This is a genomic window from Paenibacillus sp. MCAF9, assembly GCF_052114265.1.
Classification (GTDB): domain Bacteria; phylum Bacillota; class Bacilli; order Paenibacillales; family Paenibacillaceae; genus Pristimantibacillus.
The window spans coordinates 22,737-43,592 of the sequence record NZ_JBFREL010000043.1; the positions used below are offsets into that span (position 1 = coordinate 22,737).

Below are 20,856 nucleotides of genomic sequence, written 5' to 3' on the forward strand. Positions count from 1 at the left end.
TTGTAGTGTTTGTCTGGATCTTTGATGTACATAGGATGCGTAGGTTGTTTAATCCGCTGTGGCAACTGCCTGCAGCTTGGCGCTTGCAAGCTCGCGGACGGCTTTCCATTCTGCCAAATGTTTTTCTAATTGGCCGATCAGCGCGCTGACTCCTTGAATGAAATCAACTTGTCCGCTCGCTCGAATCGCTTCAATGGATTGAAGGATATCCGAAGACAAAGTCAGGTGAGAAGGAAGGGCTGCAGTCAGCTCATGAAGAGCAAGCTCAATGGACGAAGACGAAGCTGGTAGTTGGCTAGTCTTTGGAGCTGGTTCAGAATCAGCTTGATCTTGTTTGATTTGCTTCTCTACTTTTGAAACAGCTGCTTTGGGTTCGGCAACAGGTGCAGGCTTGGCGCGCTCCGCTTTGTTCTGCTCATGAGTTGACCAGGTTTCGATGAGTCCAGCGCCTGATTTAAATAGCAGCTTGTCCTTCGTGCTGTCAGAGATCGTTTTATCTTTGAACAGCTTGGCGATTTTTTTTACGTCGCTTACTGGCAGTTCATCTCTCGCTGCAATCAGCGCTAGTGGATCGCGGTGCTCGATCGGCAAATCCTTAAGAGGGAGCAATTGATCCTCGGTCAGCTTATCCTTCCTAATCTCAGTGCCGCCAACGATCAGCTTCTTTACGGCATTGCCAAACTTCAGCAGCTCGCATTTGTTTTTGATATACGATTCAGGCTTACCCAGCTTGCCGGACAAAAATTTGGTGGAGCTCTTAAACTTCGAATCGTTCAACAGCTTATTAAATGCCTCTGCCTCTTCGATCGGAGAGAAGCCTTCGCGCGTCAAATTTTCCGCTATTTGCTCCAAATATATTTCCATCTCGTCCGTTACGGTTGAGACGATACAAGGAATTGTTGGCCGTCCTAGCATTTTGCTCGCTTTATAGCGGCGGTTCCCATAAATGATTTTATAACGTCCGTTGCCTGTCGTTCTCACTTTAATTGGCGAGAGCAGACCGATTTCTTCAATGCTTTTCATTAATTCTTGCAGCGCTTCTTCGTCAAACTGGTACCTCGGCTGATCGGTATCCTCATCAATTAAATCAGTAACAATTTCAATGATATCCATAGGTCTCTCCTTAACTTTTTGTTTACTAGAATGCATGGCGTCATTTGTTATTAGTTCGTCTGTTATGTAAAGTATTGAGCGTCCGATTATGATAATGGCTTCCTCTATTATATCGGATCTTTTGTTAGGAATGGTTGTTATATAAAATTTTCAATGAAATGATGCTGGTTCTTCCGAGAGAAGACTCATCAATTTGGACAAACAAGTGTTCTGATTAATTATAGCAGATGGCACGAAATAGCGACACTAGCTTGGCAGAGGGTACCGATATGGAGGGGGAGAATGGACAAAAAAAGCCAAACCCCGTGAACGAGGCTTGGCTTAGGTTCACAAATTATTTAACTGTTTTATTATAGTTTGCAATTTTTTCAGTGATCGCTTTAGCGGCATCATCAAGCGCTTTTTGCGGTTCTTTTACGCCAGTTAATGCTTCTTCAATTGCAGTTTCAACAAGCTGACGCGCTTCAGGGAATACGCCCATCACTGCGCCTTGCGAAGCAGGGGAAGGGATAGAAGCGTGCAGTTGATCAACTGCTGTTTGGAACTGTGGATATTTTGCTAGATTATCGGCAACGATTTTTTCGTCATAAGCTTTTTTTGTAATTGGGAAGTAACCAGTGTTAATGTGCCAATAAGCTTGTGTTTCCGGCTTAGCTAAAAATTTGATGAAATCCCATGCTGCCTTTTGTTCAGCTTCAGGCTTGTTGTTCAGAATCCACAAGCTTGCTCCGCCAACGACAACACCGCCATCTTTCGCATCGGCAGGTTTAGGCAGGAAGCCAGTACCTACTTCAAATTTACCAGCCACTGAATCTACAATTCCGCGAAGCGAAGCAGTAGAATCTAAGGTCATAGCGATTTGGCCAGCTGCGAATGCTTTTTTCGTATCATCTGTTTTACGTCCCAGGTTAAGTGCTGATTTGCTGTCAACAAGATCCTTCCACCATGACAATGTTTTAACACCAGTCTCGTTATTCAATTGTGATTCTGTAGCGGAAGCTGCACGTCCGTTGCCATTATTCAAATATTCTACGCCTTGGTTTGCAAACAATTGCTCCATGAACCAGCCATAAATAGCGAATGAAGCACCTGTTTGACCATTTTGCGTAAGCTTAGCAGCAGCTTCCTTCACCGCTTCGAAAGTTGCTGGTGCTTTTTCTGGATCAAGTCCAGCAGCCTTGAACAAATCTTTGTTGTAATACAAAATTGGGTTTGATGTGTTAAAAGGCATGGAGTGAAGCTTGCCGTCAAATGTATAGTAATTTGTAATATTTTCTTCTAGCTGGGAAAGGTCATAATTTTCAGCATCTACAAAAGTTTGAACAGGTGTAGTTGCTTTAGAGTCGATCATGAATCTTGAACCGATTTCGTATACTTGAATGAGTGATGGCCCAGATTTGGAATCCATCGATGCTTTCATTTTATTTAAACTCTCGTCATAGGTTCCTTGAAACACTTCTTCAACGACTACATCTTTTTGAGAAGCGTTGTAGTCTGTAACGAGCTGGGTTACTGCTTTGCCAAGTTCTCCGCCCATGGAGTGCCACCAAACAACTTTAACAGGTTCTTTTGCCGTTTCGGTAGGAGCTGCTGAAGCTTCAGTTGAGTTCGTAGCAGAAGGCGACTCTGCATTGCCTTTGTTCCCAGAGTTGTTGCCTCCGCAGGCTGTGACTACAAACAACATTACCGCCATCATAATCGTCAAACCAGACCTAAACCTTGCTTTCATTCTTTTTCTCTCCCTCTCTACTACTTTTTTTGTTTACAGTACATTTATGGAAACGTCTATGAAGACGGAGCCACCTCATTCATTATCCTTTTACAGCACCAGCAGTAATCCCTCGTACGAGCTGCTTTAATCCAACAATGAGCAGTAATAAGGAAGGCAGCAGCACAATAGCTACGCCGGCTAAAACGATGTTCCAGCTTGTCATTTCTTCGAACTGCAGCATGCTAATGCCGATCTGTACCGTTCGCATCTTATCGCTGTTCGTTATGAGCAGGGGCCAAAGGTACATATTCCACGAATTCAGAAACACATAGACAGATAATGAAGCTATGGCTGGACGTGAAAGTGGCAGTACGATAACTAAGAAGTGGCGGATATGCCCGCTGCCATCTATTTTTGCTGCTTCAAAAAGCTCGCGAGGCAGCTGCAAAAAATATTGCCGCAGAAGAAACACGCCAAATGCAGACGCGAGAAAAGGAATCGTCAAGCCTTGATAGGAATCCAGCCATCCCCATGATTTTACCGTCAAATAATTGGGGATAATGGTGACTTCCCACGGAATCATCATGGTGGAGAGGAACAAGGAAAACCAATATTTTTTGCCTGGAAAACGGATATATACAAAGGCGTAAGCAGCCATGCTCGCGATAAAAACTTGACCAACCATAATAATGGTCGCGATAAGAAAGCTGTTCGCTATGAAAGCACCAACGGGAATAAGCTCAAATACGGCAGAGATGCTGCCCAAATACACGCTATCAGGAAACAAGTCAGGCGGAAATTGAAGAGACTGCTCAGGTGTCATCAATGCCTGTAGAAATGTGTAAATCAAAGGAAACAGCATGGCGATGGAAAGCAATGAGAGCAGCAAGTACACACTTGAGCGGCGTAAAAATGGCATTAATCCGATCATTGGTAATACACCTTCTTTTCTACAAACACAAACTGGATAATCGTCAAAATAAGAATGATAGCGAATAGGACTAACGACAAGGCGCTTCCTGTCCCGAATTGGTAGTTAATGAACGCTTCTTTATAGATGGAATATACGAATACCTCTGTTGATCCGGCAGGTCCGCCTTTGGTTAGAAGATGGATTTGTCCAAAGGATTGAAAGGAACCGATGATCGAGATAACAGCTAGAAAAAATAGAGTAGGCGACAGCAGCGGGAGTACGATTTGCAAAAATGCACGGAATGGGCCTGCGCCGTCAATCTTTGCGCTTTCGATCATGTCATCCGGAATACTCTGGAGACCGCTCAGCACGATAATGTAGTTGAAGCCCGATTGCATCCAGATGGTCATCATGGATATCGATAATAAAGCTGTAGAGGGATTGGTAAGCCATTGGATGGGGGCAATGCCAAGCGTTGATAGGATATAATTCAGCATTCCGAGGCTGGGGTGAAAGAGGATCATCCAAATGACGGCTGCAGTACTTACGGACAGCGCGAGCGGCATTACGAACATGAATTGAAAAATACGCATGGCTGGCAGCTTGATATGCGTGAGCGCGGCTGTAACGATGCCAAGTACAATGCCGACAGGAACGGTGTATAGTGTGAATAGGCCTGTAACCGTCAGGCTATTCCAGAACATTTCCGATGAAAACAGCTGTGTATAGTTATCGAACCCGACATACTCAGCGACTCTTCCTCTGGGATCTGTTAATTGGAAGCTTAAATAGACTGATTTCAGCAATGGATAAAATAAAAATACTGTAAATAGCAAAAGTGAAGGAGCCAAAAACAAATAACCAAGTGCGTTCTCCCTCAATCGATTCGTTTTAGCCAGTAGTCGACTAGCAGCGCGAGAGCTATGTGTACGCTTAGCGGCTAGAGTAAGCTTGCCTTCTTGCATGTTCATTCCCTACCATCCTTTCACATCCATGTTCTTCATTTAGTGTAGATTTCGAATGTTCGAGGAATGTTTTGAAATTAATAATAAATTGTAGATCGCTAGCATTAAAGGATAGGCATGCACTGTTAGTGAATTGTGAAATATCGGAACATTTAAATCGTGATGCTCGTTATTAGTTGAAAGGGGGGTTAATGATGAAACGATGGAAGAGTGCAGGCCTCATCTTATTTTTGACAGTAGGGATGCTTCTGGCTGGCTGCAGCAGTAAGCCGTATGGTCATTACCGTAATGACCAAATGATTGGTTTTATTAACGGTTTGAACGATCAGGAGAAAAAAATCGAATTCGATATTTCCGAGTGGACGAAGCGCGATGAGCCGGGTCCAGCTATAGAAGATTGGGGCGTAGTATATGAAGCCCACGTGCTTCCAAGCACCAGAATAAACAATGAAGCAGGCGATAAGCTGAAGTGGGAGGACTTGAAGCAAGGACAGATGGTTCAGATCAATCCCTCGCGTACGGAGAAGATTACGGATACACCGGATGAGCTCATTGTTTTATCGATGTCCAATGAGCAGCTTTTTAAGAGAGCAGGCTTGTTGGCAAGCAAAAAAGGCAGCTACCGAACGACAGTTATATACGAGGATGGTAAGGGAGAGCCTTTTGATATTAATGACATCGAGAAAGAAGCAATCATCATGCTTAATGGTGGCTACAGCATGATGGCGTACAATTCAAACGACGTGCTAGATATAAAGAAGATGTTTAATATCGAGCAATTTCCAGTCATTTTAGTATTCAATACTGAAAAGCTAGCGCTAAAAACAGATCGTCTGGAGGATGCAGTAACTTTTTTGAAAGCTAAATAGAGTTGCGCAGCAGCCAGAGATTTTATTTAATGAGATAAAAGATAAAGCATATTAAGGTGGGGCTCAAAATGGAAGAAATACAAGGGGATTTATTAACATCGGAAACGTTGAAATCGGATTTGATTAAGCTCGGCGTACAACCTGGAATGACGGTTATGATGCATGCCTCGATGAAGGCACTTGGCGGTTTTGTATCCGGCGGGCCGACTGCGGTGATTTTGGCGATAGAGTCATGTCTGACAAGCGAAGGTACACTTGTCATGCCAACGCATACGCCTGATTTGTCTGATCCTGAAATTTGGAGATACCCGCCAGTGAAGGAATCATGGTGGCAGCCGATCAGAGATACAATGCCTGCTTTTGAAGCAGACCTGACTCCTTGCTTAGACATGGGGGTCATAAATGAATGTTTTAGAAAACAAAATGGCGTCGTTCGAAGCAATCATCCACAGGTTTCTTTTGCAGCGTGGGGCTCCCAGAAGGATAGGATAACTGCAAATCATAGCTTGGAATACAGTCTGAGTGAACAGTCTCCGTTAGCGAGGCTTTATGATTTGGAAGGCTGGGTGCTGCTGCTGGGCGTTGGTCATAATAAAAACACTACTCTTCATCTAGCGGAGTATCGAGCTGAGTATGCAAATAAATCAGAAACGATTAATAAAGCACCGATGCTTGTAGACGGAGAGAAAAAATGGGTTGCGCTGTGCGACGTTGATTTTGATACGGATGATTTTAATCATTTAGGCGAGTGTTTTGAGAAAGAAACGGATTATGTTCGCAGAGGAAAGGTCGGCAATGCGGACTCGCTGCTCATGCCAGTTAAAGCTTTAGTTGATTACGGAGTAAAATGGATGGAAGCGAGTAGAGGCCGCTAGTTTCCCTTTTGTAATATTTTTCCCCAATGTCGAAATACGGTGGTATGATGAGAAATATAACCATATTCATCAGGCAAAGCTTTCAAGAGCAATAACTTGCTAGTGAGCGAACAGAGGGGAAGCGAACGAATGATAACGCTATTGAAAAAGCATCTGATTGTCCGTGTTTTATGCGCTATGACCGTAGTTATGATATTGATCGCGGGAGGCTACATAGGAACACAAGTAGTGCAAACCAATTCTGCAGTTGAAGAGGCGATTAACAGCTACAATATTCGAATTGCAGAGAGCTATGCGGCCACGCTTGAGTCGGGAAAATTTACGGAATTCCTCAAACAGCCTGAGGAAACAGAGCTATACTGGTCTATTCGCCAAGAGCTCAGCTATTTCCGTTCGCAAATTGGCGCAAGGTACGTCTATTTTGTTCGTTTCGATGAAAATCGTGAACCGAGAATTATGATCGACGGTTTGCCTAAAGATGATAGCTCAGCTTCCCCTATTAATGAAGTAACCGATATGCCGGCTTCGGCGGTTGAACATATTTTTGCTGGAAGAAACGCAAGCTCTCCACTAATTGAAAACCCGGTATATGGTTCTTACTTGTCTGCCTATGTACCTTTGAAAGATGACAGTGGCGCAGTGGTTGGAGCAATTGGCATTGATACGGATGCAGCTGTATTCCAACAGCTGGCTAAGAGTGTCATAAAGGAAAGCATCCCACTCTATATCATGATGCTGGTCATCACGCTTGTTTTAATCGGGGCGATCATCTGGTTTGTCCGCCGATCGCTTCAGCCTCTGGAGACGGTAACTGCCAGCGCTGAGAAAATGGCTTTAGGTGATCTGGTGGAGGCGAATGCGATTTTGCGAGCAAAGCCAGTCAAATCTGTTGATGAAATAGGTACGGTATACAAGGCGATGCTTACGATGTCCGAGCATTTGAATGAGCGAGTTCGAGGAGTAGTTGTCAATGTAGAAAAGACGTCTGAGCAGCTCGTTTCATCAACACAATCCTTTGCAAGCAGTGCTGATCATATGCTGCAAATGGGCGAGGCGATGAATGGTTCAGTTCAGCATATTTTCGAGGGTGCGCATGCCCAGAAAAAAAGTGCAGATGACAGCGCACTTGCGATGGAGGAAATTGCGCAGGGAATCGTTAAGATTGCGGAATCTTCATCCACCGTTTCGAGCGCAGCGGTACAGTCATTGGAAATCGCACAATCGGGCGAGCAAGCGATGATACAACTGAACACACAAATTAAAAATATTTCGGCTTCTGCCGGTCAGACACTGCATATTGCAAGGCAATTGCAGAGCTATACAGGTGAAATCGGTCATGTCATTGGCTCCGTTCGCGATTTTGCTTCCCAGACCAAGCTCCTAGCACTAAATGCATCGATTGAAGCAGCGAGGGCTGGTGAGCATGGAACAGGCTTTATGGTTGTAGCGAAAGAAGTAAGCAAACTAGCGGAAGCTTCTGCTTCCTCCGTACAGCAAATTTCATTGCTGCTTGGCAATATTGAAATAGAATCAGGGAAAATAAGCGAAGAGATGGAGAAAGCCTCAAGAGATATTGAAGACGGAGTTTCTTTATCAGGTGAAGCAGCAGAATCGTTCTTGCATGCGGTTGAATCGTTCCGACTTGTGAGCGAGCAAATTATGGAGGTATCGGTAACGACGGAGCAGTTAACAGCTGGTTCTGAGGAGGTAGCCGCTACAGTGAGCAGTATTGCGCATATCGCAAGAGATGTATCGGATCAAACGGAGCAAATTCAAATGCTGACTGCACAGCAGCTGGAAATGATGAAGCAAGTACATGATGTGTCTGTGGTGTTAAGCTCTAATACGAAGGATATGAGACAAGCTATTGCTCAGGTAAATGTTTGATTTAAGCAAGTAATAGGCTGCCATTGCTGGCAGCCTATTTTTTATTTGCTATTACTTAAGCTTCTATGGGCTTAATCGCTTCATATACGTAATTCTGTTTGCCGTTTGATGGTGCTTCGCCATAGTTGTAATCAGCTGACACAATCACATCGGAAAAACCTATGTTTTCTAAAATAAGCTTAAACTCTTCGACACCGTACCAACGTAAGGCAAAGCGCTGCAGCTCAGTTTGGATAAGAGCTCCGTTGTGCCATTTTTCATATTTAATATATGAAATCTTATATTGATTGTATAAGTCGGCTTCAACAAGTTTGTCTTCCATGGTAATGATGTCTCCATCCGGCAGGTTGAATGTCGACGTACCGCTATATTGCCCACAACTGAAATTGTTGTCAGGCAGGAACAGGTCAAGTATGATACGTCCGCCTGGATCAAGATGGGTATACAAATTTTTTAGAGCCAGAAGTGATTCGTCTCGGTTCTCTATTAATAAGAATGAACCGCCTGGGATAATGATGGCTTCATAGCGATGAGGCAAATCAAGCTGTTGTAAATTTGACTCATACAGCTCAGTAACGAGCCCACGTTCATCACAGCGTTGACGGCAGGATGCGAGCATTTCCACTGAATAATCAACACCATCGACTTGCAGCCCTGCTTCTAGAAGCGGAACGAGAACACGACCAGACCCGGCCATTGCTTCGAGAATACGTCCCTTGCAATCTTTCAGTCGATCTTGGTAATATTCTAAATCGCCACCGATAGATTGACCTGTCTTCTTGGATAAATCATAGACTACTGTGCAAAGTTCTCCGTAATAACTAAACGACATAATTAATTCCCTCCGATAATTAGATGTTTACGGAAGGGATTGTAATGATTATCCCTTACGCACCTTAATAATGAACGTACCGGAATGTAGTTTTTGCATGATAACCACTCGCTTTCTTATAAAGTTATTATAAGTATAGGTAATAGGTAAATATAGGTCAATATTTCCAATAAAAAGGGATTTCTGAATTCTCATTTACAACGGGTTCATTTATACTATTAACGAATGCTGGTCTATGAGAGGTGATTATGGAATGCATGTAAACTGTATGTTGTGCAGAAAACCATTTGATATTAATCACAGCGATCCTCAATATCGAAAGCTCATTGAAAAACAAACGAAGTATTATATTTGTCAGCCTTGTCATTCCAAAACAACAAAAGAAGCAAGTGCTATGAGCGAGATTAAGCCAGAAGGCCTTGATCCCAAAGGGTATGACAAATTAATAACTTAATTGTCTATGCTTTAAGATGACCAGAGCAATGTTACATGATAACTAGTGCTATGTATCTATGATGACATATGTACAGTTTTTATGATGACAAGTGCTCGCCATCATTTCAAAGGCGAATTTTGATCTCTCCCTTCGACTTAACGGACATGAGAGACCTTATTCGCCGTAAATCGCCCTTTTTCTCGATCTAACGGACATAGGGTCTCTTATTTCATGATATTCGAAGGTATTTGGGGTCATTTTGGGCAAATAGAGGATCCTATGTCCGTTAGAAAGCAAATTAGCCTTTATTTTGAGAAATAACGGCTTATATGTCCGCTAGGACAGGAGCTAAACCACCCAAACACGAAACCCAAACACGAAACCCAAACACGAAACCCAAACACAAAGCCTCACCACAGAACCTAGCCACAGAACCTAAACAAGGCACACAGTAACGGAAATGAGAGACCTTATTTGCCGTAAATCGTCCTTTTTCTCGATCTAACGGACATAGGGTCTCTTATTTCGTGATATTGGAGGGAAATTGGGGTCATTTTGGGCAAATAGAGGATCCTATGTCCGTTAGAAAGCAAATTAGCCTTTATTTTGAAAAATAACGGCTTATATGTCCGTAAGGACGGAAACTAAGCCTAAGTCTAAACGTGAAACCTAAACATAAACCGAAGACGAGACTAAAATCTAACATAAACCCCAACCACACAACCTACAGATGAAACCCAACCACAAACCCCAACAACGAAACCTATCCACGAAACTAAACACGAAACTAAACACGAAACTAAACACGAAACTAAACACGAAACTAAACACGAAACTAAACACGAGACTAAACACGAGACGTAACCACAGAACCAAAACACGATACCCAAACACGATACCCAAACACGATACCCAAACACGATACCCAAACACAAAGCCTAACCACAGAACCTAAACACAGAACCTAAACAAAGCACAAAGTAACGGACATGAGAGACCTTATTTGCCGTAAATCATCCTTTTTCTCGATCTAACGGACATAGGGTCTCTTATTTCGTGATAATGGAGGGGGATTGGGGTCATTTTGGGCAAATAGAGGATCCTATGTCCGTTAAAAAGCAAATTAGCCTTTATTTTGAGAAATAACGGCTTATATGTCCGTAAGGACGGAACCTAAGCTCGGTCACAGTAATCAACGAGCCACATCGTTTTTATTTATTGAGATGAAGCTTTTTATCCAAATATTTAAGAGCTTTCTCCGTACAAACATCGCTCAGCTCTGCTTTGACGGTAGCTCTTGTCTCTGCTAGATTATCGTGAGCAACAGCCTCTTTACCAAGTGTGGTTTGAAGCCAGTGATCTGAGCTTTCAAAGCACATGCTGCTCCAACCGCCATCGAAGTCAGCTTCCTGCGCCCCGGTAATCACAATGTCAGCAAAGTTTTGAAGATCAACAAGCGCCCGATCGTAGTCTTTCTTCTGCTCTTTAGCGGTCAGCCGGCTTTCCTTACGCAAATTGCGTGAGTCGATATTGCCTGCTTCCTTGATAATATGATAAATATTTTTGGCTTCTTGGGACATAAGACCGCTGCTATAACGTTCCTCAACGCTTTTTCCTTGGGATAACAAGAACGGGATATGAGGAAACAAGTCAACGTGAATAAAGGTTAGTTTGCTTCCAAAAAACTTGCCATATGCCGCATGCTCATCCTTTACGATTTTAACCCGCCATATCCACGGATCGAACTCAGTTTCTGTATGCCAGCTGTCACTAGGAACCACGGCAGTGAGGGACGGATGCTCAGGGATAAGGTCAGAGAATGGAAATATCTTATATTGACTGACTAGCTTTACGAACTCTGGATAAGTAGTAATGCTCATATATACACTCCTTATAACGTTTACTCCTTTATTCTAGTTTTCTCCTGTCTAATCCTTCCATACATCGACTTATTAAATTTGAATAAAAAAAGTAACTTTTTTACAGTATCTGGCGTCACTATACATGAGGTTAAAATGGAACAGCTTTTTGCTCATGAAAGGACTGACGAAAAAGTGAAAGGAACATTCGTTTCAGCTGTCATTACAGTGCTTCTTCTTGCTGGTTGTTCAGTCGAAAGTGTTGACCCAAAAGCAACAAAAGTACAGGAGCAGCAACTGGTTCAAGCTAAACTAACAGGGTTATTGGATAAGAAAACTAATCCTACGTTTAACATCACAGATGCGAAAGAAATATCTATTTCCAGAGTAACAGGAGCCAAGTCCGTTGAGTCGGTGTACACGGATCAAAGGAGGCTGGAGGCTTTTGTCAGCGCTATAAATACGGCAGTACAAATGCAAGGGATTTTAAATATGTCGAAACCGAACTTTACGATTACGGTGAAACAGCCAATCGTGAAAAACACCTTCAACCTTTGGATAAACGATAGTTCTAAACAGGGCGTTATTATGGATGTGAAAGATACACATAAAGGCTATACATTAACAAAGGTAGCGACGAATGAATTACTCCAAATCATTCAAGAGGACTCACAGCTCACTGAGCAGAGTGATTTCGTTATGCCGCTTGCCTATGAGAAGGTTGAAAATGCTCAGAAGGTTGCGAAGGTAGATAACATTCAAATGGAGCAGCTTATTAAAGAACAGAACATTAGTGGCGGAAAAATTAGCATTTATTCGAAGTCGGGTGACGTTGAGCAAGTGTATGGTGCTTTCGAATCCGAAGCTGGTCTTTATGAGCTTGGGGCAGTCGGAGGCATGCATCCACAAAACAATGATGAGCTGCTATCAGTCAAAGAGTTAGAGCTTTATGGCAAGTTGCTTATTCGAATCGATGGTGTTTTTGGGGCAAATGCACCGATACACAATTATTTTGAAATGAAAGATGGAAGCCCCATTCCATTCCTGCTCGTAGACACGGGTCATGCGGAAGAAGTGGATCTAGACGGAGATGGCATCGAAGAAGTGCTCTCAAAGCATGGACTACCGCTGCTCACTTTTGTTTACAAATGGGAGGATGGCGCTTTTAAACTTGGCGAAGTGGAATCGCAACAATAATAAAATTCACAGGAGGTTTTAATGATGAAAAAATGGCTAAAAGCAACGACAGCTGCACTAACAATAGCGGGTGTGCTTAGTGCGGGTTCTGCAACGATGGCGGCGTCTGTACCCAAGGCAACCATAAAAATGTTCATTGACGGCAAGCTTCAGGATGATGTGCTGAACGTGAACGGCAGAACAATGGTGCAGCTCACGGCCTTTAATGATCCCGAAAAACTCAAATATTCCTACGAAACGGCTACAAAGACGATTGTAATCCAAAATCCAGCTCGGAAATTGACTGTTCGATTAAAGGACGGACTAAAATCAGCTGATGTAAATGGGAAAAAGGTTCCTCTGGATGCTCCAGTTACCGTAAAGAAAGGACGTACTTACGTTCCAGTTCGTTTTGTTGCGGAAACGCTTGGTGGAACTGTAGGAACCGACAATACAGGGAAACAGATTATTGTAAGAACACCGTCGGGTGAAGAGCGGTTTAAAACGCTGAAAAATGGCGATCTTACAGAAGCGCGAAAGCTTGCGATTCATACTCCTGGAGTTGACAATGGCATGGATATTGCGCCATATGGTGAAGGCTTCACTTTCGTGTATACTTTCCCTCAAGGGGAGGCACTCCGATATACCACGGAATATAGAGGTTTAATCACTTATTATGAAATCAACGATAGCGGTATTTCAGAAAGAAAATGGCAGAAGGATTTGTTGGGGAAAAACGGAGAAGCGGGCAAGGAACCAAAGCCGTTTGGCGATTCCGTCTATTTCTTAGATAACTTCATGGCGGATTGGCTGAATTATGGGACGATTGACAGCAATGGAAAGAAGACGGAACTAGGCTCTATCGATCGTTATACGAATAAAGAATTTGCTAATGTCGTCATTTTACCAATTGAGGGAGAAGTACGAACAGATATTAAATAAGTAAAAGATTCTATAGGGAATTAGAGAGGGATTAACATTGATTAGAAAAATAGACATCACAGATGCTGCCATAGCAGAGGAAGTATTGCGAATACAGCTTCCATCCTATAGGGTGGAAGCAGAGCTCATTGATTTTTATGAGATACCGCCATTAAAAGACACCCTAGATACGCTGCGTAATTGCGGCGAGACCTTCTACGGTTACTATATTAATAATGAGCTGTGCGGAGCCATCGCCATCATTATTGAAAATAACATTATAGACATTCATCGGCTCATTATCCACCCTAATCATTTTAGAAAAGGAATCGCAAAGCAGCTGCTTCAACACATCGAAAGCGTTGGAGTCAGCGGAAATGTGATCGTCGTATCAACGGGATCTAAAAACGCTCCTGCGGTTAACCTTTACAAGCAAAGCGGATATGTTGAAACGGGAGTTATTAAAGTGGAAGAACGGCTATCACTCACCTCCTTCCAAAAAACATTAAATTAACTCTGCTCTCACACGTACTGAAGGAGTTTGATGATTTGTATCAGTTAGCCAAGGAGCTTAGCGGCTCTCAAGAGATTACCGTCTATGAAGCCAATCAATTATTTGGGGAGATCGGAAAATATCGCTACTTGCAGTTCTCCGATCATGCGATTCAAGGGGCGATCGATTTGAAGGAGCCGAAGCGAGTCGTCATGGAGTATCCGCGTGCGATCATGCATCTGATGGAAAATAACGATCAATCGTTCGAAAATGTTTTTATGATTGGTCATGGAATTGGAACCATCGCCGGACACTATTCCGATAAACGATTTGTGATAGCGGAAATCAATGAGAAGGTAGTTGAGCTGAGCAGAACTTATTTTAACTATAGCGAGGACAATGTTGTAATTGGAGATGGGCGGCAGATCCTTGAGAATCAGGTGTCCGGCGGCTTCGATTATATTATTTTGGACGCCTTCACGAAAAAGGGGACTCCGCATCATTTAACGACAATGGAATTTTTTGAGTTAACGAAAGAGAAGCTGAACGCAAGCGGTTCGATTATTATGAATCTCTTCGGAAAAGTCAAAAACGATAAACTAATTAATTCAATTTATTCAACGCTGAAAGAGATCTATCCGTATACGAAAGCCTTCTCTCTGCCTGCAGAAGATCTAGCCGATACTCGTAATATGATCATCGTAGGCAGTAACAAAACGCTCAGCTTTCAATCACGGGAAATGGCTGGTTTCCTCGAAATAGAATTAGAAGAAGGGCATCGCATGGCGGACAAACGAAAAGGATGAACCGACTATACGGATCATTTGTTGTCACGTATGATTTTTCGATATTCGCGCGGCGTCATGCCGACAATTCGTTTGAAATGGGTGAGGAATGCATCGATATTTTTGCAGCCGACCTCTTCCGCAATGCTGCTAATTTTTAGCTGGGAGTTCCTAAGGAGCTCGCAGCTTTTTTTTATGCGCAGATGCTGCAGGTAATGCAGGAAGGTTTGTCCGGTATGCTGCTTGAACACGCGGCTGAAATGCCGTTCGCTCCACTCGCAGCGATTTGCAAGCTGGCTGATTGTTACATTCTCATGAGCGTGCTGCTCAAGGTAGTTCAGCACATGATGGAAGCGGGCGGAAGAACTCTCTTCTAATAACAGCTCCTTAGCGTCCTTCATTAATCGATAGACGGATAGAAACAGCTGCACTAGCAGCGTTAGCAAATAAGCCGATGATCCACTCCGCGGGAGCTCATATTCACGCAGCAGGCTGCGAAATAAATCTTCGATAACACTATCCGAGTCGAACAAGGAGTGGAAAGTGGATGCATCATTAAAACAGGTTTCCAGAAAATCAACGATCTCCTGATCGCCAATCCAGTCTTTCTGAGATTGAAGGAGCGAGGGCATGAAGACGCAATTATATACAATTAATGGTGAGCTGTTGCGTGAAGGTGTTGAAGGACGAAAGACATGCGGAATGCCAGGCGGCAAAATAAATAACATCCCTTTATAAACGGGGACGACGTCATCCCCTATATGATGAAAGCCCTTGCCTTCAGCTACATAAGCAAGCTCAATGAAAACATGATTGTGCAGCGGCAGATCAAAGTCTTCCTCGGCGCGGTTTACGAAGATGAATTTACTCTTTTGAAAATATTGCTCGCTCTCGTAAAGCAGCGTATGCTTGCTTGTCATCAGCTTTCATTCCTTTCATCAGATGTCGTTTTTCAGGGAATAAATGTCCGAAACAGGGGTAATTGAGTAGCATGATTTTACTATAATTAGAGGTAGAATGCACGTGCAAACATACGATGACTCGCTTAGAAGGGGCGGAATAACATGATGGATTGGGATTGGAAGGCGAATTGGATTTGGGGCGGAGAAGCTGAAAGCCCTCGCAATGAATGGCGCTGCTTCAAAAAGAGCTTTGACGTTGCACCATCATCGGATGATTATGACCAAAATACTCAAACAACACTGCGAATTAGTGCGGATTCTCGCTATGTTCTTTATATTAATGGCAAGCAGATAGGACGCGGCCCTGTACGCTCTTGGACTGTTGAGCAATTTTATGATGTGTACGATATTGGCCATCTGCTGGTACCTGGGCAATCGAATACGATTGCGGTGCTCGTGCATCATTTTGGCGTATCGACCTTTTACTATTTAAGAGGCCGCGGCGGGCTGCTTGTGCAGTTGGATAGGAGCAGTGAAGAGGGAACGCAAACGCTGCTTGAATCAGATGATACTTGGAGCACAGCTATTCATGAAGGCTATCATACACGTACGCCTCGAATGTCTTGTCAGCAAGGCTATTCAGAGTATGTTGATGCTGGTTCGTGGGACAGCGATTGGACTACAGCTAAAGGTAGTGGTGATGCTTGGGAGAAAGCAGCGTTACTAGGCGTTGTTGGCACTGGACCGTGGAAGACGCTAATAGAGCGGGACATTCCGCTGTTAGCAGAGTACCCTGTGTATCCATCCCGCATTTTATCTCTAAGCAGCGTTAAGTCCTTCAGCTTCTCTACGTCCATTGATATGCGCAACCAAATGGTTGAGGGCAGTGAGGACCATGCAAATGTTGTCGGCTTCACGGGTTATGCGGCTACCATTCTCTCTGTCCAAGAAGACGCGGATATAATACTCGGGTTCCCATTTGCGAGTGAGTGCGTAAGAGCAGTTTCAATTAATGGGGTGAAGCTGGATTCGGATCAGTTCACGGGAGTGCTCCCTGAACGCTATGCGGAAGTGACAATTCAAAAAGGCGAACATTTACTCTTAATTGATGTGAGTGGAAGCATGCATACAGGTCAGCTGCACCTGGGCATCTACAGTGAAGTTCCGATTGAGGTTCGATCACCGTTAGTTTCTGAGCAACAGTCAGTAGGTGCATCAGCTTTTATTAGCATTGGTCCTTTTGACAGTACCGTATATTTGGATCATCAGGAATCGAGACAGATTGATTTTGAGGATGCGTATTATAAGCAAGTAATAGATAAGGTTTCTTCCGTTCAAGATTTGGATGCGTATTCTCCATATATTCGTTCTATCGATGATAGTCTCGTAAGTGAAGTGGATGTATTCGGTCTCTCTGTGTGGAAGAAGGAAAGCACTCCGCATGTTATACCGGTGGCTTTGCAAAATCTTGTTATTCCGAACGCATCGCCGGGAGTTATTCCGATGTATCCAGGTCTAGATACAGAAATCATTATTGATTTCGGCAAGGAGCTTACGGGTTATCTGTCATTTGAGGTTGAGGCAGAAGCGGGTGCTATTTTAGACTTTTACGGATTTGAGTATATGACAGAGGATTATCGCCAAGATACGTTTGGACTGGACAATACTGTGCGCTATGTATGTAAAGAAGGAAGACAGATTCATGTCTCTCCAATTCGCAGAGGCCTGCGGTACTTGATGCTGACTGTCCGAAATGCGAATACGCCGGTCAAAATACAAAATGTTCATTATATAGCAAGCCATTATCCAGTAGCAGAGATCGGTAGATTCCAAAGCTCAGATCCTTTATTGAATGACATATGGGAGATCAGCCGCCACACGACGAAGCTATGCATGGAAGATACCTTTGTGGATTGCCCAGCCTATGAGCAAGTTTTCTGGGTGGGGGATAGCCGCAATGAAGCGCTGGTCAGCAACTACTTATTCGGCGTAAATGATATGGTAAAACGATGCTTGCGTCTTGTACCGGGATCGAAGGATCAAACGCCTTTATACGTAAATCAGGTTCCGAGCGGCTGGAGCAGCGTTATTCCGAACTGGACTTTTTTCTGGGCTATAGCATGCCGTGAATATGTAGAGCAAACAGCGGATCTTCATTTTGCCCAAGAGATGTATCCGCATATCCGTTTTACGTTAGATCATTATTTGAAGGAAATCAATGAGGATGGCTTGCTGGCAATTAAGGGCTGGAACCTACTGGATTGGTCGCCGATTGATCAGCCTAACGATGGCATTGTCACACATCAGAACTGCTTCCTAGTGAAGACGCTGCGAGTTGCCTCTGAGATGGCTGGTTTCTCCGGTGATGAGGAAGGGCGCTCACGTTTTGCGGCAGCAGCCGATGATCTTCAAGCGGCGATTAATCAGCATTTGTGGTCCGAGGAACAGTCTGCCTACTTGGATTGTATCCATGTGGATGGACGCAGATCAGACATCTTCTCCGTGCAAACACAGGTGGTCGCTTATTTGACAGGCGTTGCGCAAGGAGAACGTAGAAGCATTATGGAGAAGTATTTGCTGGAATCGCCTTCGCATTTTGTTCAAATCGGCAGTCCATTCATGTCTTTCTTCTATTATGAAGCATTGTCGGCATCGGGACAGTATTCTACGATAGTTGAAGACATCCGTCGCAATTACGGGCAAATGATCGAGCATGACGCGACAACTTGCTGGGAGATGTATCCGAACTTCTCGGAAAATAGAGCGAATCCCAACATGCTGACTAGAAGTCATTGTCATGCTTGGTCGGCAGCACCAGCTTATTTCCTTGGACGCGAGGTCCTTGGCATTCGCAGTACAGCAATGGGCTGGACTGAGGTCGAAATTAGTCCTAATCCTTGTGGTCTTACATGGGCGAAGGGAAGCGTTCCTCTCTCCGATGCAGGGCAAATCGATGTATCGTGGAAAGTGATCGATGAGAAAATCATTGAGGTTTCCATTCAATCCCCGGCATCGGTAAAAGTGAATGTTATAATACCAGAAGGATACGAAGGTGTCGTTCGGGAGAAAAAAATCTTTTAGCAGAAGTATCGGTTGATTTACGCTCAATGGAATGAAGATGCAAAAAAGCTCTCGCTGCCAGTAGACAGTTGAGAGCTTTTTTATAGGAGCGGTGAAATGCATTTGAATTATTTTAGTATAGATCGAACATGTTGACTTCATAGCCTTGTATCTTCAAATATGTAAACATCTGCGCCCGATGATGCTGAATATGGGTCGTAATCTCAATCAGCCATTTTGCCTGTACCGAGCCGTGTTCTAGATAAAATGGTTTTGTTTTCTTGTGCAGAAAATCCTCATCCGGAAGACTTTCCATATAAGCTCTGACTTCATGCAAACCAGTCGTGAGCCAAGCAATTAGTTTCTCGTGGTCTTGATCGGCAGCTATATCCGCTTCAAGCTTGCGAATGACGGTTTCATCGTTCTCCTGAAGAATGAGCAGATCAACCGAAGGAATAGATACGATATGTTGGACAAGCTCCAGCAGCGTCCTCATATTGTCATGTGGTCTGTACGACCAATGATCGGTTGAGATTTTGCGAATCAAATTGGAAGAGGTTTTCGCGATATGCTCCAATTCCTCCAGCAGTAATCCTTTTACTTCATTAGTAGGCTGAGATTGCATTGCCTTCACTCCATTCTTCTTAATTATAGTATTGTTGTCACCCTTAGTGGGCTTAATACTGATTGTAGCTTATAATAGTGACAGTAGTTGTCATAATTAAGAAATGAATGGAGAATCAATATGTCAAAATCGAAACGGCTCATTGAATTGATGATGACTGTTAATAGAAAACGTAAGTTTACCGTCAAAGAACTCGCGGTTGAGTTTGAAGTGTCGACAAGAACGATATTGAGGGATTTGCAAGAGCTGAGTGAGTTGGGCGTTCCGTTGTATTCGGAGGTAGGGCCGCATGGCGGGTATCAGGTATTAAAAGAAAGGATATTGCCACCGATCGCATTTACGGAAGAAGAGGCTGTTGCGATATTTTTTGCCAGCCATGCTTTGAGGCACTATTTATATCTTCCCTTTGAACCTGAATCATCCTCGGCACTCAGCAAGTTCTATTATTACATGCCTGGTGATGTGCGGGATCGTATTGATCAAATGAAAAATCGTGTTGATTTTTTCACGCCTGCTCGGCAAATGAAATCCCCTTATTTATCGATCTTGCTGGAAGGGGCTATTCACCAAAAAGTGTTGGTTATCGAATATGAATCACGAGAAGGTCAGTCAAGCCGTCAAATACAACCGATTGGCATATATGCAAGCAACGGATTATGGTACTGTTCCGCTTACTGTTTTCTGCGTTCTGAATTGCGGTTATTCCGTTGTGATCGAATTCACTCCGCCGTAGAGGATACATCTGGTTTGGAAGCGCTGGATTTGCGGCATGTAAACCTTGGGAATAGCGATGAGGTTTTTCAGACGCAGGATACATATGTTAATCTTTATGTTGAATTAAGCAGAGAAGGCCTGCAGCGCTGCGAGTCTGAGCTATGGCCGCTGCCCAAGCTGAATATTCGCGAAGATGGTACAGGCTGGATAGATGGCGATATTCGAAAGGTTGATCTTTCGTTTTATTCGAAGTTTTTTTTGGGTTTAGGTAATGAAGCAACAGTTAAGGAACCGGTTGAACTAATAGATCGCATGAAAAAGATATTAACTGAAGTCATGGCTAAATATGCGTGAAGTTAAAGGATAGACAACAAAATAGAATTAATTTCAAAAAACACTTGCATTAGTAGGCGAGTACATGGTATATTCTTATTCCGGCCAAGAAACACACCGGAACAAAAGAAAAACAAGCAAGACAAACGATAGAAAAGTTTGCTCTTTGAAAACTGAACAACGAGTAATAACTGCCCTTACGATTCTAACGAATCGTGAGAAAAGCGATAAAAAAGTWATGAGCAAGTCAAACACCAATTTGGAGAGTTTGATCCTGGCTCAGGACGAACGCTGGCGGCGTGCCTAATACATGCAAGTCGAGCGGACTAGCGTTTTCTTCGGAAAACGCCGGTTAGCGGCGGACGGGTGAGTAACACGTGGGTAACC

General features: G+C 43.5%; 18 protein-coding genes and 1 rRNA gene. 11 read left to right on the plus strand and 8 right to left on the minus strand.

Going from position 1 to position 20,856, the window contains the following annotated elements:
- Positions 1 to 48 precede the first annotated feature (48 nt).
- The 4 genes from AB4Z45_RS30850 to AB4Z45_RS30865 form a co-directional block, all read right to left on the minus strand.
- Entirely contained in the window at positions 49 to 1,113 is a 1,065-nt protein-coding gene (locus AB4Z45_RS30850; protein WP_441913274.1) for a ParB/RepB/Spo0J family partition protein, read from the minus strand.
- Between the two features lie 334 nt (positions 1,114 to 1,447).
- Positions 1,448 to 2,842 carry an ABC transporter substrate-binding protein gene (locus tag AB4Z45_RS30855; RefSeq protein WP_441913276.1) on the minus strand — a complete coding sequence of 465 codons (1,395 nt, stop codon included), beginning with the start codon at positions 2,840 to 2,842 and terminating at the stop codon, positions 1,448 to 1,450.
- Between the two features lie 82 nt (positions 2,843 to 2,924).
- Entirely contained in the window at positions 2,925 to 3,755 is an 831-nt protein-coding gene (locus tag AB4Z45_RS30860; RefSeq protein ID WP_441913278.1) for a carbohydrate ABC transporter permease, read from the minus strand.
- Positions 3,752 to 4,708, minus strand: a complete 957-nt coding sequence (locus AB4Z45_RS30865) for a carbohydrate ABC transporter permease (protein WP_441913280.1) — start codon at positions 4,706 to 4,708, stop codon at positions 3,752 to 3,754. The genes AB4Z45_RS30860 and AB4Z45_RS30865 overlap by 4 nt, the downstream gene beginning before the upstream one ends.
- 185 nt (positions 4,709 to 4,893) lie before the next feature.
- Between AB4Z45_RS30865 and AB4Z45_RS30870 the strand changes: the two genes are divergently transcribed.
- From AB4Z45_RS30870 to AB4Z45_RS30880, 3 genes are all read left to right on the plus strand, one after another.
- Positions 4,894 to 5,571, plus strand: a complete 678-nt coding sequence (locus AB4Z45_RS30870; protein WP_441913282.1) for a hypothetical protein — start codon at positions 4,894 to 4,896, stop codon at positions 5,569 to 5,571.
- 68 nt (positions 5,572 to 5,639) lie between these two features.
- Positions 5,640 to 6,446, plus strand: coding sequence for an aminoglycoside N(3)-acetyltransferase (locus tag AB4Z45_RS30875; RefSeq protein WP_441913283.1), 807 nt, complete (start codon positions 5,640 to 5,642; stop codon positions 6,444 to 6,446).
- A 129-nt stretch (positions 6,447 to 6,575) separates the two neighbouring features.
- On the plus strand, positions 6,576 to 8,333 hold the full coding sequence (locus AB4Z45_RS30880; protein ID WP_441913285.1) for a methyl-accepting chemotaxis protein: 1,758 nt from the start codon (positions 6,576 to 6,578) through the stop codon (positions 8,331 to 8,333).
- A 55-nt stretch (positions 8,334 to 8,388) separates the two neighbouring features.
- Here AB4Z45_RS30880 and AB4Z45_RS30885 read toward each other — a convergent pair whose 3' ends face one another.
- On the minus strand, positions 8,389 to 9,165 hold the full coding sequence (locus AB4Z45_RS30885) for a class I SAM-dependent methyltransferase (RefSeq protein ID WP_441913287.1): 777 nt from the start codon (positions 9,163 to 9,165) through the stop codon (positions 8,389 to 8,391).
- Between the two features lie 253 nt (positions 9,166 to 9,418).
- On the opposite strand from AB4Z45_RS30885, the gene AB4Z45_RS30890 reads away from it, so the two are divergent.
- Positions 9,419 to 9,619: a DUF2197 domain-containing protein gene (locus AB4Z45_RS30890; protein ID WP_441913289.1), complete on the plus strand. Its 201-nt coding sequence runs from the start codon at positions 9,419 to 9,421 to the stop codon at positions 9,617 to 9,619.
- Positions 9,620 to 10,812: 1,193 nt separating this feature from the next.
- On the opposite strand, the gene AB4Z45_RS30895 is transcribed toward AB4Z45_RS30890, so the two are convergent.
- A complete protein-coding gene (locus AB4Z45_RS30895) occupies positions 10,813 to 11,481 on the minus strand; it encodes an AlkZ-related protein (RefSeq protein ID WP_441913291.1) in 669 nt (222 codons plus the stop codon).
- A 135-nt stretch (positions 11,482 to 11,616) separates the two neighbouring features.
- Between AB4Z45_RS30895 and AB4Z45_RS30900 the strand changes: the two genes are divergently transcribed.
- The 4 genes from AB4Z45_RS30900 to AB4Z45_RS30915 are packed head-to-tail and all read left to right on the plus strand — an operon-like array spanning position 11,617 to position 14,856.
- On the plus strand, positions 11,617 to 12,657 hold the full coding sequence (locus tag AB4Z45_RS30900; protein WP_441913293.1) for a hypothetical protein: 1,041 nt from the start codon (positions 11,617 to 11,619) through the stop codon (positions 12,655 to 12,657).
- Between the two features lie 21 nt (positions 12,658 to 12,678).
- Positions 12,679 to 13,578 carry a copper amine oxidase N-terminal domain-containing protein gene (locus AB4Z45_RS30905; protein ID WP_441913295.1) on the plus strand — a complete coding sequence of 300 codons (900 nt, stop codon included), beginning with the start codon at positions 12,679 to 12,681 and terminating at the stop codon, positions 13,576 to 13,578.
- A gap of 37 nt (positions 13,579 to 13,615) precedes the next feature.
- Positions 13,616 to 14,071, plus strand: a complete 456-nt coding sequence (locus AB4Z45_RS30910; RefSeq protein WP_441913297.1) for a GNAT family N-acetyltransferase — start codon at positions 13,616 to 13,618, stop codon at positions 14,069 to 14,071.
- A 17-nt stretch (positions 14,072 to 14,088) separates the two neighbouring features.
- Positions 14,089 to 14,856, plus strand: coding sequence for a spermidine synthase (locus tag AB4Z45_RS30915; protein WP_441913308.1), 768 nt, complete (start codon positions 14,089 to 14,091; stop codon positions 14,854 to 14,856).
- Positions 14,857 to 14,870: 14 nt separating this feature from the next.
- Here the strand turns inward: AB4Z45_RS30915 and AB4Z45_RS30920 are convergent, their stop codons facing one another.
- Entirely contained in the window at positions 14,871 to 15,755 is an 885-nt protein-coding gene (locus AB4Z45_RS30920) for a helix-turn-helix domain-containing protein (RefSeq protein ID WP_441913299.1), read from the minus strand.
- A gap of 144 nt (positions 15,756 to 15,899) precedes the next feature.
- On the opposite strand from AB4Z45_RS30920, the gene AB4Z45_RS30925 reads away from it, so the two are divergent.
- Positions 15,900 to 18,818: a family 78 glycoside hydrolase catalytic domain gene (locus AB4Z45_RS30925; protein WP_441913301.1), complete on the plus strand. Its 2,919-nt coding sequence runs from the start codon at positions 15,900 to 15,902 to the stop codon at positions 18,816 to 18,818.
- Between the two features lie 112 nt (positions 18,819 to 18,930).
- On the opposite strand, the gene AB4Z45_RS30930 is transcribed toward AB4Z45_RS30925, so the two are convergent.
- A complete protein-coding gene (locus AB4Z45_RS30930; RefSeq protein ID WP_441913303.1) occupies positions 18,931 to 19,422 on the minus strand; it encodes a DinB family protein in 492 nt (163 codons plus the stop codon).
- Positions 19,423 to 19,542: 120 nt separating this feature from the next.
- Here AB4Z45_RS30930 and AB4Z45_RS30935 point away from each other — a divergent pair, with 120 nt between their 5' ends.
- Positions 19,543 to 20,490 (plus strand): helix-turn-helix transcriptional regulator, encoded by a 948-nt coding sequence (locus AB4Z45_RS30935; protein WP_441913305.1) that lies wholly within the window; start codon positions 19,543 to 19,545, stop codon positions 20,488 to 20,490.
- A gap of 235 nt (positions 20,491 to 20,725) precedes the next feature.
- Positions 20,726 to 20,856 (plus strand): 16S ribosomal RNA (locus tag AB4Z45_RS30940); the annotation flags it as partial.

Bases quoted from the DNA above. Each gene is read 5' to 3' on its own strand.
- AB4Z45_RS30905 (WP_441913295.1), top strand. From the start codon at position 12,679: ATGATGAAAAAATGGCTAAAAGCAACGACAGCTGCACTAACAATAGCG.
- AB4Z45_RS30890 (WP_441913289.1), top strand. From the start codon at position 9,419: ATGCATGTAAACTGTATGTTGTGCAGAAAACCATTTGATATTAATCAC.
- AB4Z45_RS30880 (WP_441913285.1), top strand. From the start codon at position 6,576: ATGATAACGCTATTGAAAAAGCATCTGATTGTCCGTGTTTTATGCGCT.
- AB4Z45_RS30850 (WP_441913274.1), bottom strand. From the start codon at position 1,113: ATGGATATCATTGAAATTGTTACTGATTTAATTGATGAGGATACCGAT.
- AB4Z45_RS30895 (WP_441913291.1), bottom strand. From the start codon at position 11,481: ATGAGCATTACTACTTATCCAGAGTTCGTAAAGCTAGTCAGTCAATAT.
- AB4Z45_RS30900 (WP_441913293.1), top strand. From the start codon at position 11,617: ATGGAACAGCTTTTTGCTCATGAAAGGACTGACGAAAAAGTGAAAGGA.
- AB4Z45_RS30885 (WP_441913287.1), bottom strand. From the start codon at position 9,165: ATGTCGTTTAGTTATTACGGAGAACTTTGCACAGTAGTCTATGATTTA.
- AB4Z45_RS30875 (WP_441913283.1), top strand. From the start codon at position 5,640: ATGGAAGAAATACAAGGGGATTTATTAACATCGGAAACGTTGAAATCG.
- AB4Z45_RS30925 (WP_441913301.1), top strand. From the start codon at position 15,900: ATGATGGATTGGGATTGGAAGGCGAATTGGATTTGGGGCGGAGAAGCT.
- AB4Z45_RS30920 (WP_441913299.1), bottom strand. From the start codon at position 15,755: ATGACAAGCAAGCATACGCTGCTTTACGAGAGCGAGCAATATTTTCAA.
- AB4Z45_RS30855 (WP_441913276.1), bottom strand. From the start codon at position 2,842: ATGAAAGCAAGGTTTAGGTCTGGTTTGACGATTATGATGGCGGTAATG.
- AB4Z45_RS30930 (WP_441913303.1), bottom strand. From the start codon at position 19,422: ATGCAATCTCAGCCTACTAATGAAGTAAAAGGATTACTGCTGGAGGAA.
- AB4Z45_RS30935 (WP_441913305.1), top strand. From the start codon at position 19,543: ATGTCAAAATCGAAACGGCTCATTGAATTGATGATGACTGTTAATAGA.
- AB4Z45_RS30865 (WP_441913280.1), bottom strand. From the start codon at position 4,708: ATGAACATGCAAGAAGGCAAGCTTACTCTAGCCGCTAAGCGTACACAT.
- AB4Z45_RS30870 (WP_441913282.1), top strand. From the start codon at position 4,894: ATGATGAAACGATGGAAGAGTGCAGGCCTCATCTTATTTTTGACAGTA.
- AB4Z45_RS30860 (WP_441913278.1), bottom strand. From the start codon at position 3,755: ATGATCGGATTAATGCCATTTTTACGCCGCTCAAGTGTGTACTTGCTG.